This is a genomic window from Coleofasciculus sp. F4-SAH-05 (assembly GCF_040222985.1).
GTDB lineage: Bacteria > Cyanobacteriota > Cyanobacteriia > Cyanobacteriales > Coleofasciculaceae > Coleofasciculus > Coleofasciculus chthonoplastes.
Map to the genome: position 1 here is coordinate 30,380 of NZ_JAVKBY010000187.1, position 15,413 is coordinate 45,792.

At 44.2% G+C, this 15,413-nt stretch carries 11 protein-coding genes; 4 read left to right on the forward strand and 7 right to left on the reverse strand.

What is annotated here, in order from left to right; translation table 11 throughout:
• Positions 1 to 224 precede the first annotated feature (224 nt).
• The 3 genes from RIG27_RS22085 to RIG27_RS22095 all read right to left on the reverse strand — a co-directional run bounded on the left by RIG27_RS22085 (position 225) and on the right by RIG27_RS22095 (position 5,479).
• On the reverse strand, positions 225 to 1,547 hold the full coding sequence (locus RIG27_RS22085; RefSeq protein WP_446348721.1) for a CO2 hydration protein: 1,323 nt from the start codon (positions 1,545 to 1,547) through the stop codon (positions 225 to 227).
• 269 nt (positions 1,548 to 1,816) lie between these two features.
• Complete coding sequence (locus tag RIG27_RS22090; RefSeq protein WP_446348723.1) at positions 1,817 to 3,334, reverse strand: NADH-quinone oxidoreductase subunit M; 1,518 nt, start codon at positions 3,332 to 3,334, stop codon at positions 1,817 to 1,819.
• Positions 3,335 to 3,616: 282 nt separating this feature from the next.
• Positions 3,617 to 5,479 (reverse strand): NAD(P)H-quinone oxidoreductase subunit F, encoded by a 1,863-nt coding sequence (locus tag RIG27_RS22095; protein ID WP_446348725.1) that lies wholly within the window; start codon positions 5,477 to 5,479, stop codon positions 3,617 to 3,619.
• 568 nt (positions 5,480 to 6,047) lie between these two features.
• Between RIG27_RS22095 and RIG27_RS22100 the strand changes: the two genes are divergently transcribed.
• On the forward strand, positions 6,048 to 7,295 hold the full coding sequence (locus RIG27_RS22100) for an RNA-guided endonuclease InsQ/TnpB family protein (RefSeq protein WP_446348727.1): 1,248 nt from the start codon (positions 6,048 to 6,050) through the stop codon (positions 7,293 to 7,295).
• Between the two features lie 20 nt (positions 7,296 to 7,315).
• Positions 7,316 to 7,513 (forward strand): hypothetical protein, encoded by a 198-nt coding sequence (locus RIG27_RS22105; RefSeq protein WP_446348729.1) that lies wholly within the window; start codon positions 7,316 to 7,318, stop codon positions 7,511 to 7,513.
• 424 nt (positions 7,514 to 7,937) lie between these two features.
• On the opposite strand, the gene RIG27_RS22110 is transcribed toward RIG27_RS22105, so the two are convergent.
• Positions 7,938 to 9,476, reverse strand: coding sequence for a hypothetical protein (locus RIG27_RS22110; protein WP_446348730.1), 1,539 nt, complete (start codon positions 9,474 to 9,476; stop codon positions 7,938 to 7,940).
• A gap of 20 nt (positions 9,477 to 9,496) precedes the next feature.
• A complete protein-coding gene (gene proS, locus RIG27_RS22115; protein ID WP_446348732.1) occupies positions 9,497 to 11,302 on the reverse strand; it encodes a proline--tRNA ligase in 1,806 nt (601 codons plus the stop codon).
• Positions 11,303 to 11,714: 412 nt separating this feature from the next.
• Between proS and RIG27_RS22120 the strand changes: the two genes are divergently transcribed.
• Positions 11,715 to 11,966 (forward strand): helix-turn-helix domain-containing protein, encoded by a 252-nt coding sequence (locus tag RIG27_RS22120; protein ID WP_446348734.1) that lies wholly within the window; start codon positions 11,715 to 11,717, stop codon positions 11,964 to 11,966.
• A 6-nt stretch (positions 11,967 to 11,972) separates the two neighbouring features.
• Positions 11,973 to 13,055 carry a hypothetical protein gene (locus RIG27_RS22125; RefSeq protein WP_446348736.1) on the forward strand — a complete coding sequence of 361 codons (1,083 nt, stop codon included), beginning with the start codon at positions 11,973 to 11,975 and terminating at the stop codon, positions 13,053 to 13,055.
• On the opposite strand, the gene RIG27_RS22130 is transcribed toward RIG27_RS22125, so the two are convergent.
• Together RIG27_RS22130 and RIG27_RS22135 are read right to left on the reverse strand one after the other, a co-directional pair.
• Positions 13,056 to 15,047 carry an N-6 DNA methylase gene (locus RIG27_RS22130; RefSeq protein ID WP_446348738.1) on the reverse strand — a complete coding sequence of 664 codons (1,992 nt, stop codon included), beginning with the start codon at positions 15,045 to 15,047 and terminating at the stop codon, positions 13,056 to 13,058.
• A 132-nt stretch (positions 15,048 to 15,179) separates the two neighbouring features.
• A complete protein-coding gene (locus RIG27_RS22135) occupies positions 15,180 to 15,317 on the reverse strand; it encodes a hypothetical protein (protein WP_446348740.1) in 138 nt (45 codons plus the stop codon).
• Positions 15,318 to 15,413: the final 96 nt, after the last annotated feature.

Genomic DNA, 15,413 nt, shown 5'->3' on the forward strand with positions numbered 1-15,413 from the left:
CGATGCGAGTATCTTAGTTTAGATTGTAGAAGCTTGGCTGTAGGATGACACCAGCCCCTCTACTCTTCTTATACTATTCGGTCTTATTCAGAGTAACCTTAATCCGTTTTAAACTGGAAAATGCAGATTTTAAGTTTTTTTGCCTATATCTATGGGCATATTTATATAGTTAGATCCCCGATTTCTTTGAGAAATCGGGGATCTGGTAATTGTTCAAACCAATATTACCGATAATCGGCAGTCTGAATATACCCTAACCGCGCCGCATCCCGCATTCCGTACTCTGGACGACAGAATCGGTCTAATTGCGCTTCAAAAAAGGCTCGATTCGCCTGCAAATGCTTCGGATTCGGGTCATCTAAGGGATACAACAGTGCGGTTCGTAACGCCTGAAATACCGCCGATGTCACACAATACATCGATCGCTGAAAGGTTACGCCAATTTGATTCAGGATATCACTTTCACGGCGACAGCGCTTTTCATAGAAGGCTTGCAGATAAGGAGGTAAGAAATGTAACATATCCTGCATCAGTAATGTGGGGGGAACTCCCGCCGAACCCACCGGGAATTTATCCGCATAGAGAACCCCATAATGGAAGTCTTTCTGATCACTCGGTACTTCCCCTGCTTGGGCATTATAGGACTTCGTCCCCCTAAAGGGTGCCGTGCGATAGAATACCGACTCCACATAAGGAAGCGCCGCCTCATACAGCCAGGTAAACCCCTTGGACTTGGGAATCACCTCATAGCATTCCCCTTTGACATAAACATGATGATAGATCGGACGACCCGCGATCGCGAATATGCCATTCACCAAAAAGTTCATCGCTTCGGGTACAGAAGTAATTTTCCCTTCATCGTAGAGATCAGACACCTCAAAGAACACCGGTGCCATGACTTCCCAAAATAGCCCCAACAGACTATAATAGGACGCCTGACGACATTGTTCGATAAACATTTCTGGGAACAGCTTATGCCATCCCAGCATCACCGGATTTCCTTTAAAATACGCCTGAATTGCCCGATTCGCATTGTCCTTATATTCCTGTGTATCCAGATACGGGTCAAACTGATTCACCGGGGCGTACATCTGTCGATGCCAAAGCATAGCCCGCATACAGGCTTCAGCAAACTCCATATTAATCCGGTCATGCCACAAGTGATGCAATAACTTGGGCATTTTCTGGGTTTCCCCTTTCTCAATAAATTCCACAAGTTCCGGATGCGCCGTTGCTTGACCCCGCCAAATCCGTAAATCCGCATCATCTCCCGCGTAATGATTATGCAGTTCTAAATAGTCTTTCGGCAGGAAATATTTAAAGAAGGGAAACGGATTCAAAAAGACTCGTTCCCCAATATAAAGCAAATCTCGCCAATAGAAATCCATTGGCACCGCATACGCCTTCCAAATCCCAATAATTTGCATCAGATTTTCCGGCGTATCGGGAACCATCGCCCCCCCAGCTTCTAAGCGATGAACAATATCCGCAAATTCATGCTGAGACGGTGGTAATTTTGTTGCTGGTTTTGTTGGAGTTTGTACCATGGTTATCAAGTTTTTATTTTTTCATTTTGAATGTGTAGGGGCGGGTTTGACAACTATCGTTTCTTCCCCCACCCAGATGTAACTAAACCCGCCCCGAATGAGTGGTGTAGGGGCGGGTTTTACCAATAACGTTTCGGATCAAACCCCTAACTTAACTAAACCCGCCCTTTGTTTACGTCAAAGAACTACATAAGACGTAGCTTGCTTCTCGATGAAAGCGAGTATGACGAATGACGAATGACTAATGACGAATGACTAATGACTAATTACTAATGACTAATGACGAATGACGAATCCGCCCTCGCCACATTTTCTTGATCAACCTGAGTTGGCACCGCCGAAACAATCGCATTTGTGGTTGTTTCTGTCCACCGAACCAACCAAGTTGGTTGAATTCCCAGGAAGAAAATAATCACCGCCAAAATAATCGCGGGCGCCTGTTCATTCCAGAGAACTTTCGGATAGTAAGCCTGACGATTATCCAGCTTGCCAAAACAGGTTCGATTCAGCAGAATCACAAAATAAACCGCCGTTAACCCGGACGCAAAAATACATAAAATCGTTTGCCAAGGAAACACTGAATAACTCCCTTGAAACACCAAAAACTCTGCCACGAATCCAACTAAACCCGGAATCCCCGCACTTGCCATTCCCCCTAAAATCAGCAGTGCACTCACCAACGGTAAACCCCGAGTTGGATTCATCAACCCATTCAAAACATCCAACTCGCGAGTTCCCACCTTGGTTTCCACCACCCCAACCAAATAAAACAGAATCGCCAGAATAATCCCATGACTCACCATCTGAGTCACACACCCCAACAGACTCAACGGGGTTAACGCCGCAGCCGCGACAACAATATACCCCATGTGACCAATAGAACTATACGCCACCATCCGTTTAATATCTTTTTGCGCGATCGCACTAAACCCACCATACAATACACTCACGACGCCCAGAACCGACAATCCCGGCGCTACCAACGACCAAGTTTCGGGAAACAATTGTAACCCATAGCGTACCAACCCATAGGTTCCCATCTTCGCCACAACCCCCCCTAACAGAATCGCCACCACAGGCGACGCTTCCACATAAGCATCAGGTAACCAGGTATGTAAGGGAACCAGGGGAATTTTAATCCCAAATCCCACCAACAAAATCGTCAACAGAACCAACTGAGTCGTTAACGATAACCCTTGGGTGTGAATCGCCTCATAATTAAAGCTAGTGGAATTACTCAGCCACGTAATCCCCAAAAACGCCGCCAGAATCAGAATTCCGGACACAGCGGTATAGATGAGAAACTTCATCGCCGCATATTCGCGCTTGCTTCCTCCCCAAATGGCAATTAACAGATACAAAGGAATCAACACCAATTCATAGAACAGCACAAACAGCAACAAATTCTGTGACAGAAACGCCCCCGTAACTCCCGCATTCACCAACAAAATCAGCGCATATTTAAGGCGAACTCGTTCAACATCAATGCGGCTACTAAAAATAACCACCCAGTTCAACAAACTCCCCAATGCCAGCAACGGAAACGATAAACCATCCGCACCTAACTTGTAGGATAATCCCAATTGAGGAATCCAGGTTAACTCCTCTTGAAACTGCCAACCGGAATAAGTGATATCAAACTTCGTAGCTAACCACAACGTCACCAGAACAATCGCCGTCGCCACCGCTAAAGCAATCGCCCGGAGTCGTGTTTTTGCCACCTTTCCCGGCAAAAACCCGATAATAATCGCACCAACAACAGGTAACCCAATCAGCGTACTTAGCATAATCCCGTCAAACTTCCCAACTTAAAACGCTTCCACTTAATCGGGGCAAGTTCATCAGCCTCTAAATAACTATAAACGATTCAAATTAAACCCGCCCCGATAAACTCAAACCTCAAGACGCGCCATGGCACGTCTCTACATTTAATATCCATCTAAACAGTGACACATCCATTCCTCCACCACCTCACTTAACCCCTCTGCTACCTGGAGCGCTAACCTCTGCGTACCTCTGCGTTAAAAAAACACATCTTTCCCCACCAACACCTCCGACAAAAACGTAAATCATCCACCAACAATCAACGAAAGACGCGACAAAATCGGCAAACTCAACAAAAACCCCAATAACGCCACCCCCAACAAAATAGTCAACGCATAAAACTGGGTTTGACCCGAAACATTATACTTCAAGCTTTGCCCACTAAACACCGTCATAAAAGCGACTAAATTAGCCAAACCATCCACGATATAGCGGTCAACCCAAGAAATCGTTCTGGAAATCAAATCAACCAGAAACACTATCGTTACCCGATACAACTTTTGGGTATATAAATCGTAGGCAAAAAAGTCTTGCAGGTCCTTTGAACCAAATCGAATCGGCTTTTCCACCTGGCTACTCAGATACATATAAGCCGCCGCACCGCCACCAAGTGCACTCGACAACACCAGCGAAGCCGCCACCGTCGGATTCAGGCTTACCCATTCCGGTAAAAGTTGCCATGTCCCCAGGAGTAAAGGAACGTGCAGCGTAAACCCCATCAGCAGTATCATAGGGAAGACCATGGGCCAATGTACCTCAGGCGATCGCTGTGCCATTTGTTTAGGCTTGCCACCAAAGACTAAACCGAAGACACGGAATAGGCTAAACGAGGCTAAAGCATTCACCACTAACAACAGGGCAAAGAGTTTCGGGTGATTGGTAAACAAAGAATCTCCCAACTGTAAAAACGCCCAAAATCCGCCCAGAGGAGGAACCGCAATCAATCCAGCCGCCCCCACCAGGTAAGACAACCCACAAGCAGGGCGTTTTGCCCATAACCCGCCCAATTGAGTCACATCCTGAGTAATACTGTTCCAAATAATCGCCCCTGTACTCATCACCAATAACCCCATGGCGACGGCGTAGGTCAACATTAATAACAGGGCGGTTTGGATTTGTCCCGTACCCACGGCAATAAACACCAATCCCAGATAAGCGCTTACCAGATAGGACAGAGTACGCTTAATATCGATTTGTGCGATCGCGACCATCGTACCACCCACGGCTGTCACTCCACCAATCCAAATTATGGCGGATACAGCAACGGGAGATATAGCAATAACGGGTTGCAGTTTAATCAACACCCACGCCCCCGTACCAACCACCACGGCATTCCGTAAAATGGTGCTGGGAACGGGTCCTTCCATAGCTTCATCTAGCCACAAATGCAGGGGAAATTGGGCGCATTTACCCATAGGACCGGCAATTAATGCCAAACCCACCAAGGTGGCTACTTTCGGATCAAGATTAGCGGTACTTGCCCAGTCTGCCAATTGAGAAAAGTCCCAGGTTTTAGACAGGGGATAGATACTAATCACCCCCATTAATAGGACTAAATCTCCCACCCGTTTGGTCAGGAATGCATCTCTGGCACCGGTTACCACCAAGGATTGATTAAACCAAAATCCGACTAAAAGATAGGTTCCCAGAGTGAGAATTTCCAGGATAATGTAGCTAAAAAACAAGGAATCGCAAAGGACAAGGGCGCATATTCCCGCTTCAAACAATGCCAGAAAGGAATAGAACCGTGCCCATCCCCAATCGGTTTCTAGGTAACCAATGGCATAAATTTGTGCCAGGAAGTTTAACCCAGTGATTACCATTGTCGCCCCAATCGTAACCGCCGAGATTTCTAGGGGAATGGATAAATCCAAATCAACCACTTGTAGCCAGGGAATCACAACCGATTGAGCCGGTTGATTCCAGATGGCGAGTAATGCCAACAACCCATGCAAAAAAGCGATGAAGGTCATCAACAGATTAATATAGCCTGCGGGTCTTGGTCCGGTACGATTTATAATCGCCGGAGACCAAGGGACGGCTAAAATTGCACCTAATAGGGCATAGCAAGGTATTAACCAGGCAGAGTCAAGGAAAAACTGAGTCATCGACATGATCTCGTGGGGGTATACAAATTTCCTCTTCAGTGGTATTGAACCTGAAGAAACCCTGATAGACAGGTATTTTTACTTAACGATTAATTTTTCTTAAGTTTTCTAAGCTTAGTGTATAGTGTAATGGGTCGAGGGTAAAGTTCAAACAAAGCAATTAGACAATTTGACAATCAAAGTGATAATCCCCATCTATCAAAGCGCTGGGAGATGAGGGAGATGAGGGAGATGAGGGAGATGAGGGAGGATTTTTCTAATAACAAATGACGAATGACGTAGCTTGCTTGGCGCTCCGCGAGTATTGTAAAGTTTCAATAAGAATATAGTCAGATGTAGTCATGTTGTGTAATATATAGACATGAAACTCTCAGACTATGCCAAAAAAGCAGGAATCAGTTATCGAACTGCCTGGAGGTGGTAGAAACAAGGAAATTTGACAGGTCATCAATTGCCGTCTGGTACAATTATCATAACTGTCTATCATAACTTGGGAGGCGATTGAGGACAACTTGAAACCTGACTTGATAGCTTGTATTTATGCAAGAGTTTAATCTCACGGACAATAATGCTACTAGCCCAAAGACATATAATCAAAAAAGGGCATCGTTTTTGGAGGTCGATAGATCGCTTATCTTGGCAGTCTAAAAATCTTTATAACTCTGCCAATTATCTCATCCGTCAAAACTGGATTTATGGTCAGGGTTATTTGACTTATAATCAGATGGCTTCCTTGATGAAAGATACAGAACAATATAAAGCATTACCGGCGAAAGTATCACAGCAAGTTTTAAGAGGATTAGAGCGGAACTGGAAATCTTTTTTCGCCGCGAACTCTGAATTTAAAAAGCATCCCGATAAATTTATAGGTAGACCGAAAATTCCTGGCTATAAAGATACAAAAAAAGGACGAAATCTTCTAATTTATACAATTCAAGCGATAAGTAAAGTAGCCAGAAGAAAAGGATTAGTCAAGCTATCAGGAACTAATATTGACGCTTCGGCTCCGCTCAGCGTCAAGTTGACCAGTAAAGTGGCTAACCGTATAGCAGAAGTGAGGATTGTCCCCAAGTGCGATTGTTATGTAATTGAGGTAATTTATGAAGAAAAAGAACAGTTATTAACCCCAAATGAAAAGATAGCCGCGATAGATTTAGGCATAGATAATTTGATGGCTGTAACTTCAAATCAACCGGAGTTTACTCCTTTGTTGATTAATGGCAGACCATTAAAAAGCCTAAATCAATTTTATAACCAACGTCGAGCGAAGTTACAATCTCTGTTAAAAAGCAATCGTCAAAGTTCCCAAAGAATTCGTCGTTTAACCCGTTGCCGTAATCAGAAGATAGATAATTATCTTCACCGAGCTAGTCGTTATTTAGTCAATCTCTTAGTTGACCAAGATATCACCACTTTAGTAATTGGGAAAAATGACGGTTGTAAACAAGAAGTGAACTTAGGAAAAGTCAACAATCAAAAATTTGTGACCGTTCCTCATGCTCGATTAATTGACATGATTATTTACAAATGTCAATTACGAGGAATATCGGTGATTCTTCAAGAAGAATCCTATACCTCAGCTTCTAATTTTTTGAATTTAGATCCTCTCCCCGTTTATGGACAGCTCACTGAAAAACCCGTTTTTTCAGGAAAAAGAATTAAACGAGGTTTATATCGTACAGAGCCGGGGTTTCTTGTTCAATCTGATGTTATAGGTTCCTACAATATTTTACGAAAAGCATTCCCAAATGCGTTTAACAGCTATGGGATAGAGAGGTGCGTAGTTCACCCAAGGAGAATTAATCTCTCAAAGTAAAAGCGAAGGGAATTTCTGCAATGAAATTATGTCTGTCTATATTTGACTATACTTTTACCAACTATTATTGGCAGTATCGAGCCGCCGTGAGTATTGATGGGGTAAAACGCCCGGTAGAGATTTATAATTGTCGCGATCGCACCCGGGTTCGCCAAGATGGAGTGGTTGTTTCATTTGAACCAGATGGCGCTGGAGAGTTTATTTGTAGTTTCTTTTAGGTATAAAAACAGTTTGCGGCAAAAAAAGTTCTAATGTCTAGATACAATCAGCTGATATCAATGAACAGCCCCAATCCACTCAATAAATTCGGGTCGCCCTGTCGCTTAATTCAAACTAAAATCGAAAATCAAAATGGGTAATAACGGTTTCACAAATTCTAATAATTGGCAAGATTGGAGCGTCGTGTGTGGCTATATCGGCTTTACTATTTTTATTCTTTGGCAAGTTTTCAAACCCCGGTAATACTCACAGTTATATTATATCCAGTACTCTATAAACCTGAGTCGGGGCGGGTTTAGTTACATCTGGGTGCAACCGAAAAGATAGTAGTGAAACCCGCCCCTACACACGTAACACTCACGTTGCGCCAGATACCGTGAAAAGTTAGCTACACGCCCCGTGCGCCCTACCCTGTATTCTAGGCTAAGCGTCTTTGTGATCAAAAAGTAGTGTTTCAGAACCTACCGGATCATCAAGTCGCGGTAACTTGAGCAAAACCCCCGCAAAAAACCAATAATAAACCTCTACGGGATCGACAGCCAGGGGATAATAATAGGTGTTATAACTAATAAACAAAACAAAGACCCAAAGACACAACCCTAAGCGTTGTAAAGAAGCATCTTGAACTGACCGATATGCCTTAAACGTCAGAAACGTCAGCAAAGATACCAGCGCCAGAAAAGCCAAAACCCCAATCGGACCAATTTCGTACAACAATTTGGCATAATAGGTTTCAATCAGTTGAGTTTCTCCTAGGCGACGGGCAGCATTAGTGGCTCGTCCTAAACCATGTCCTAATAATCCCTCTTGTCTACTCAATACCCACTTAAATTGATCCAGCATAAACGTAGGCGGTGGAGACGCCTCCCAGCGATCAACTAAACTAATCACTCGTTCTTCTACCTTCCCTAACGTTCGAGTAATCCAAATCGCTAAAAGCACCCCAATTCCTAATTTAATCGGGAGCCATACCTTATGCCGATCTGTGAGTAATACTAACAGAACAAACGTCGCCGGAACGATCGCCAGAGCAATGCGTTGACCTGAAATGACCGCTACTGCCAAGACAGCAACCATCGCCACCCATCCCACGAGTCGCCAACGACGAGACGGATCACTAACACTCGCCCCATAGGTGAAAAAAGCGCTGGAAATCAGAAACCATCCCCATTGCCAGGGCGCGACAAATGTACCGGGTAAACGAATTAACCCGACTTGAGGATTGTATAACAGAGAACCACCAACTAAACATCTTGCCTGTAAACTGGCTCGGTAGACAGCTTCTCCGGTCAAACTATTGCTACTGGGACATAAACCAGTAACCAGCCACAGGTATTGGAGGAACGCCAAGCTACAGCAGATGAGGATCACAATCAGGTGCAAGCGAGTTAGGAAAAATAAATCCGTGCGATCGCGAATCAGATAATACCCACAGAAGAGTAAGGGAATATACCCCACCAGCCCTTTTAACCCTAGAATTCCCATCAGAAACGGGCTTCCTTTAAGCTGGGGATCAAACTCCTGGGGTACATTAATCAACAGGAACGTCATTAACGCCACCCCTAGCACAACCGCGATCGCGATCAATAAAGGTTTAAGAATCGAGCGCGGTAGCAGTTTCCAGAACGAATCCCGCGACTGAATCAGGGCAATTAAGGCGGGAAGGTAAAACGCATCTTTAATTAAATGAAAGAGGGGATGATTCCCGGAGTAGGTGATGCTCTCACCCATGGATTGGTAAACATCACCCACAGAATAAATAATGCTCCCGCTGAAGGGAAGATAGATTAGCAGTCCCCATAATCCGAGGCGGGGATACTTATAGGCAAGGATAGAGAAAAAAACAATGGCAGTACAGGCAATCCCTGTCTGAAATCCACCGACTAGACCCAAAATTACACCAATAAAGGCAGAACTATAAATCGCCACTATGATGAATCGAGTCAGTGCTGCCTTATTCATTTCAGTATTAATCGGGGAGGTTACGTTAATGCCGCATCAAGCCATTGTTTAAGTGTAGAAACCACCTGATCCAGGGGCAATTCTTGAGACTGGTGCGTTGCCCGCACTGCAACTTCCACTTTACCCTGTTTCAGCGATCGCCCAGTGACAATGCGATAGGGAATGCCAATCAGATCGGCGTCTTTGAACTTGACTCCCGCCCGTTCATTCCGGTCATCAAGTAAAGTTTCTACACCAGCTTGCCATAACTGCTGGTAAAGTGTCTCAGCAGCATCCATCTGTTTGGCGTCGGAGATGTTGGGAACAGTAATAATCGCGTGGTAGGGTGCGATCGCGGGTGACCAAATAATTCCATCCTTATCATAGGATTGTTCCACGGCGGCTTGCGCCAGTCGCGATACGCCTACACCATAACATCCCATATACAGGGGATTTTCTTCGCCAGCTTCGTTGGTGTACGTCGCACCCATGGCTTTAGAATATTTAGTGCCTAACTGAAAGATATGTCCGGCTTCAATTCCCCTGGCGCTGTGTAGAATTTGGCTAGAATCATGAATCGCGCGATCGCCTGCTTTGGCGGTACGGATATCTACCACCTGTTTAGGTAAGGGGAAGGGTTCACCCCAATTCGCACCAACGACGTGATAATTGGTTTCGTTTGCCCCAGTGACAAAATTTTTCAAGTCAACCCCTGTATTATCGACTAAGCGTAAAAATTGGGGGGCTACGTCGCTACTGGGGCGGATGTAATCATCCTCTAAATCTGGGGCGATATAGCCGACAGGGAGGGGTTTAGACGCCCATTTTGCCTGGGTAGTGGCGTCGGGAACGGTTAGGGCGATGAGGGCGTTTGCTTTATAGCGATCGGCTAAACGGACTAATTCATTTTGCAGCTTCACCTCGTTAACCTCTTGATCGCCTCGGATACTGACGATTACCAGTACCGTCATCCCATTGTCATAAACGGCTTGGTAGAGGACATTTTTCAAGACATTGGTTGGCGAACAGTTGAGGAATTGACAGAGGGCGTCGATGGTGGGTGTGTTGGGGGTTTCCCGTTTTTCGTAAGTCTCAAAGGGAGACGGTTCCGCATCCGCCGGGAGGGAACTGGCTTTTTCCACATTGGCAGAATAGTTCCCATCCTCGGTATAGAGAATCTCATCTTCGCCGATATCCGCCAGAACCATAAATTCTTGGGAACCGGAACCACCAATTGCGCCAGAATCCGCTTCCACGGCGCGAAAGGCTAAACCGCAACGGCTGATCATGTTGCGATAGGCTTGATCCATGTCCTGATAGGTTTTTTTCAGGCTGTCTTCATCGGCGTGGAAGGAATAGCCATCTTTCATAATGAATTCTCGTCCCCGCATTAGTCCAAAGCGCGGGCGGATTTCATCTCTAAACTTGGTTTGAATTTGGTAGAGGTGGAGGGGGAGTTGGCGATAGGAACGGATCATTTCACGGGCGATGGTGGTGATTACCTCTTCGTGAGTGGGTCCGAGTCCCAGTTCTCGGTTTTGGCGATCGGTGAGGGCGAACATGATCCCCTCGGCTTTAGTATAGGTGTCCCAGCGCCCGGATTCTCGCCACAGGTCAGAGGGTTGAAGTTGGGGAAGTAAGCATTCTTGGGCGCCAGTGGCATCCATTTCTTCCCGAACGATTTGGGAAACTTTTTGCAAAACGCGCCACATCAGGGGGAGATAAGCGTAGATACCGCTACCGATGCGACGGATATAGCCGGCGCGAACCAGGAGTTTATGGCTGGGGATTTCGGCTTCGGCTGGGTCTTCCCGGAGGGTGACGAGTAGCATTTGAGAGAGTCGCATCGTGAGGTTCCCTTTTTTGTGATGATCGATCTCTCAGTCTAGACTATTGCCTGTCCGGGTTAGGCGGGAAGGGGGGATTGGGTCTTCTTTTCCACAATATATGGTGCAATCAAGGGAGATTGTGTAGGGGCGGGTTTCACTACTATCTTTTCGGTTGTACCCAGATGTGACTAAACCCGCCCAGACCGTCCATGTTTGGTCTCTACAATAGTTTCTAAACTTCCCCTGAAAAGTCAGGATGAGGTGCGGTGCGATCGCGCTGTTTGGAGTCGAGAATGCGATCGCGCTTTTTGAGGTGAGGAGTGCGATCGCCTCTCTAAATGTCTCTAATTAAGTTTATCGATTTAACAATAGTCGATTTTGGACTATTCAAAAATAGACTTTACCCTTCTGTCAGGGAAACAGGAGGGGTATGAAAAAATCTGTCTTCTCAGAAGATTACAGATGCTTCCTCAAATTGCTGCGTGAAGTGCGGGAGCGTGCTGGACTTACCCAGGAACAACTCGCAGAATGCCTCGAAACAACCCAATCGATTATAAGCAAGTGTGAACGAGGTGAACGGAGACTTGACATTGTTGAGTTAAGGGCTTGGTGTCAGGCAATTGGGATTTCCCTTCCTGTTTTCATTACCGAGTTTGAACAAGCTTTAAACGAAAGAGGGTAAAGAGCCTTGCGGGAAACCATAGATCAACTTGTTGAATCTCAACGCTTTAAAATGAACACACTCTATGACAGTGTTTGGTCAATGTTTGCCTCTGATGAAACAATAGCTCCTAACATAAATATCATAAGAGAAAAAATTAGCGCAAAACAATATAAGAAGCTTGGTAAAGGGATACTTCGTCACGCTTTCCTGATTGAACTGGTAAAGCTACCAGGTTGTGAGACAACAAAATACAGAACTCGTTGGTATTCACAACTTAATGGCGATCAAAGAGAGTGTTCTTTCTCAGAATGCTTAGCAATTGCTCAAGCTCTTGTTTTTGAACTTACTGATAGCTGGCTCAACGACTCTGATAAATGTATAGCATTAAATTTGTTTTTAAACCACGAAATTCTTCCATATGAGCTGCCAATTGATTACAGAGAACAACCTGCACTGCATGATCTAGCCACAAAAATCCACCGTCGAGGAAATGTTGAATGGGTTATCAATCAAGATGTCATCAGAACTCTTAAGCTACGGCAATATCTTACCAATCCTAAAACTAGCCCTGATGCTCAATTCTTTAAAAAAGTACTTAAAGATAAAATCAAAGTTAAAACATACTTAACTGATCGAGTGCAAACTGGTTCTCATAAAACAAACCGAGAAAAGCGATGGGAAGTTCATCCTCACTCTGTCCATTTTGCTCTTAGGCACGTCTGCATGGCGATTGAGTATAAGCTTATTACACAACTCTGTGAGTTTGAAGGTTTTCCAGAAAACTCCCGGAAGATGCTTCAAGAGCAAGATATTCTTCCACCAGAATTAGAAATATTCTGTTGTCCTATAACGCTAGAACCAATGTTATTCCAGGAGTTTCAAGAAGAACTTATGCATCCTACTCATGGAAAGTCAAATTTCCAAGTCGGTCATCTCAACCCACTCAAGCTTGATGATCCAAATAGTATTATCTCTGGTCATACACCGGAAAATATAAGCTGGATCTCAGCCAATGGAAATAGGATTCAAGGTAGTATGAGTCTTGAAGAAGTACGAAATCTACTGAAGCGTATAACTCATAATTATAAAGACAAAGGATGGACATGATTACGATCCTGCAACGGCTAACCTAGCTCTCTTAGCAAGCTCTCTAGCCTCAACACGATCCTTGATTACTGTTCTAACCATTTCCGTGATCTCATGACGTAATTTCTCAGATTTCGGAATAGGTAGAACAATCTCATTAATTCGTTCTCCTAGACTATCAATAATGTCTTGTGTAAACTGCTTAGATTTTATTTGATGTTGTACAACTGGTGAGCTGAGAATAGCTAATAACAAAAAGGGATTTAAACTTAAATCATTGGGCATCACGCGAATCTTATACAAATGGCTCTGATAGATAATTTTACAGTCATACTCTGTCACAATTGCACAGGTTCCAATTAGATAAGTTCCATCTTTGACCATTAGTATGTCATTAACTTGGACATCCTGCTTATTCCTTAAAGACTCAAATATTTTTGGCTCTACACCATGTTTAGGATCAGATTTTAACTCCCAATTGCTGATATCTGTAGTTCGTATGAATGGAATGTCCCCAGTGCCATAAGCGAGTTTACCTACTTCATTACCTGTAGCAACTTTTAAAACTCCATCTGTAACAAGTTGTCCGAACGCGAATAAATTGTGAGTGGTTTCTAAAGAGTTCAGGTTTTCATGAACTTGAGGATCGTAGTAGCGGGGACATAAGACATTTGACTGTAGGGAATCACTATCAATCAGAAATCCTAAATGTGATTCAGATAAAGTACCTTGTTTCTTCACTATTTGCAGATTTTCTCCTATCTTTGGGAGATCATCATTGGGTATTTTTTTTGCGCGTGAATCTTGACCACACCATTTAGCTTCAGCCATAAAAATAAAGGATCGACTTTTCGATGAATTGCCGCTTTTTTCAGCAACTAATAGGCAAGTTTTTGTATGGGTTCCTCCCTTCCCTGAAGTCTTAAATAATGCTTCAGGCATACCAATTACAGCTATAACTTTGCTTTTCTCCAATAAGTATTCCACAACATATCTGTATGACTTGTTTGACAGGATGCTTTCAGGAAGAACAATCCCCATTCTTCCACCTTTTTTTAGTAGGGAAATACATCTTTCAACAAATAGAACCTGTGGAGGTACCCGATTTTTAATCTCTGTGGTCGGGTGCCATTTGTTAAGTTTAGGATAGAACTGCCATTTACGAGCCAATTGAAAGCAATCTAAAACTTCAGGTCTAGCGGCAACGATGCGAGATCCAAAAGGTGGATTCGCTAGTAGTACATCAAAGCCTTCTGCCTCTGCTTTTTCCCGAATAGACGAAAGACCATTATTTAGCGCAATACTATCACCACATAAAATATTCGGATATCCGCTGGTTAAAAGGGAGATATGAAGCTTGGCAAGATTGACTAGATATTCGTCTTTATCAATACCAAAGAACGTTTGTGTAGCCAACCTGGAAATTTCCTGAGTAGAAACTCCCTCCTGACGCCAGTAACGTGAAACTGAAGTCAGAAAACCTCCAGCACCACAAGCCGGATCGATTATTGATTCTCCAGGTTTTGGATCAACCGCTTCAACTAACAAGTCCGTAACGGAACGAGGCGTAAAAAATTGTCCTGAACGGCTTCGTGATTCGCTGCCAACAAAAACTTCAAAAGCATCACCAATTGGGTCGCTATTCGCGTCAATCAAAGAAAAGGAACATTCTTTCATAACCTTGTAAATTGTCTCAGGGTCTAATAGAATTTCAGTTTGCGAACTGTAAATGTCTGGGAAGTCTCCTCGAACCTTTGCAAATATAGCTCGAATCCTCTGAGCGTAGTCTACTGAATCTGTCTCCGTTTCAGGTAACTGAGCATGACCCATCTCAATGTAGAGCTTGCAGAATAGACATTTGAGAAGTTCATCTAAAAGTGTTTCATCACGAGTTGCACCGACGAACTGCCCCGCTAAATAATTGCGGAGGCTTCTGAAAATCTCCTTAGGTGTGCCTATCCCCAGAATCAATGCTAGTTGCTTGACATCAGATTTGGCTAAATGCTTCGCCATAATTTACATAATTTGTTTTTGGTTCAACATAAAACATATCCTGTCTGAAGCAAAAGCACAAGAACGGCTGGATTAGCCTGCTCAAACCCGACGATATCGATTGGGCGGTATCGGTTCATTCTTATCTCAAGATTAGACAGAAACAGGAATAAAGTAAGACTGAGAGAGGGTGTGCGATCGCGTGTTTTGGGGTGGAGAATGCGATCGCGCCTCAATCCTTCCCACGTTACCCAACAACATAACTGTAGGGGCTTCCTGGCATACGCCCATCAAATTATCGTTTAGAACCGCAACCTTAGAGGGCGCAGGTCCTTGCGCCCCTACCTAAATTGAATACAATGCTATTCTTGAGCGGTAGAAGTTACC

Excerpts from the sequence above, each read along its gene's own strand:
- RIG27_RS22105 (WP_446348729.1), top strand. The coding sequence starts at position 7,316 with ATGAAATTATGTCTGTCTATATTTGACTATACTTTTACCAACTATTAT.
- RIG27_RS22120 (WP_446348734.1), top strand. The coding sequence starts at position 11,715 with ATGAAAAAATCTGTCTTCTCAGAAGATTACAGATGCTTCCTCAAATTG.
- RIG27_RS22090 (WP_446348723.1), bottom strand. The coding sequence starts at position 3,334 with ATGCTAAGTACGCTGATTGGGTTACCTGTTGTTGGTGCGATTATTATC.
- RIG27_RS22095 (WP_446348725.1), bottom strand. The coding sequence starts at position 5,479 with ATGACTCAGTTTTTCCTTGACTCTGCCTGGTTAATACCTTGCTATGCC.
- RIG27_RS22110 (WP_446348730.1), bottom strand. The coding sequence starts at position 9,476 with ATGAATAAGGCAGCACTGACTCGATTCATCATAGTGGCGATTTATAGT.
- RIG27_RS22085 (WP_446348721.1), bottom strand. The coding sequence starts at position 1,547 with ATGGTACAAACTCCAACAAAACCAGCAACAAAATTACCACCGTCTCAG.
- RIG27_RS22130 (WP_446348738.1), bottom strand. The coding sequence starts at position 15,047 with ATGGCGAAGCATTTAGCCAAATCTGATGTCAAGCAACTAGCATTGATT.
- RIG27_RS22100 (WP_446348727.1), top strand. The coding sequence starts at position 6,048 with ATGCTACTAGCCCAAAGACATATAATCAAAAAAGGGCATCGTTTTTGG.
- proS (WP_446348732.1), bottom strand. The coding sequence starts at position 11,302 with ATGCGACTCTCTCAAATGCTACTCGTCACCCTCCGGGAAGACCCAGCC.
- RIG27_RS22135 (WP_446348740.1), bottom strand. The coding sequence starts at position 15,317 with ATGGGCGTATGCCAGGAAGCCCCTACAGTTATGTTGTTGGGTAACGTG.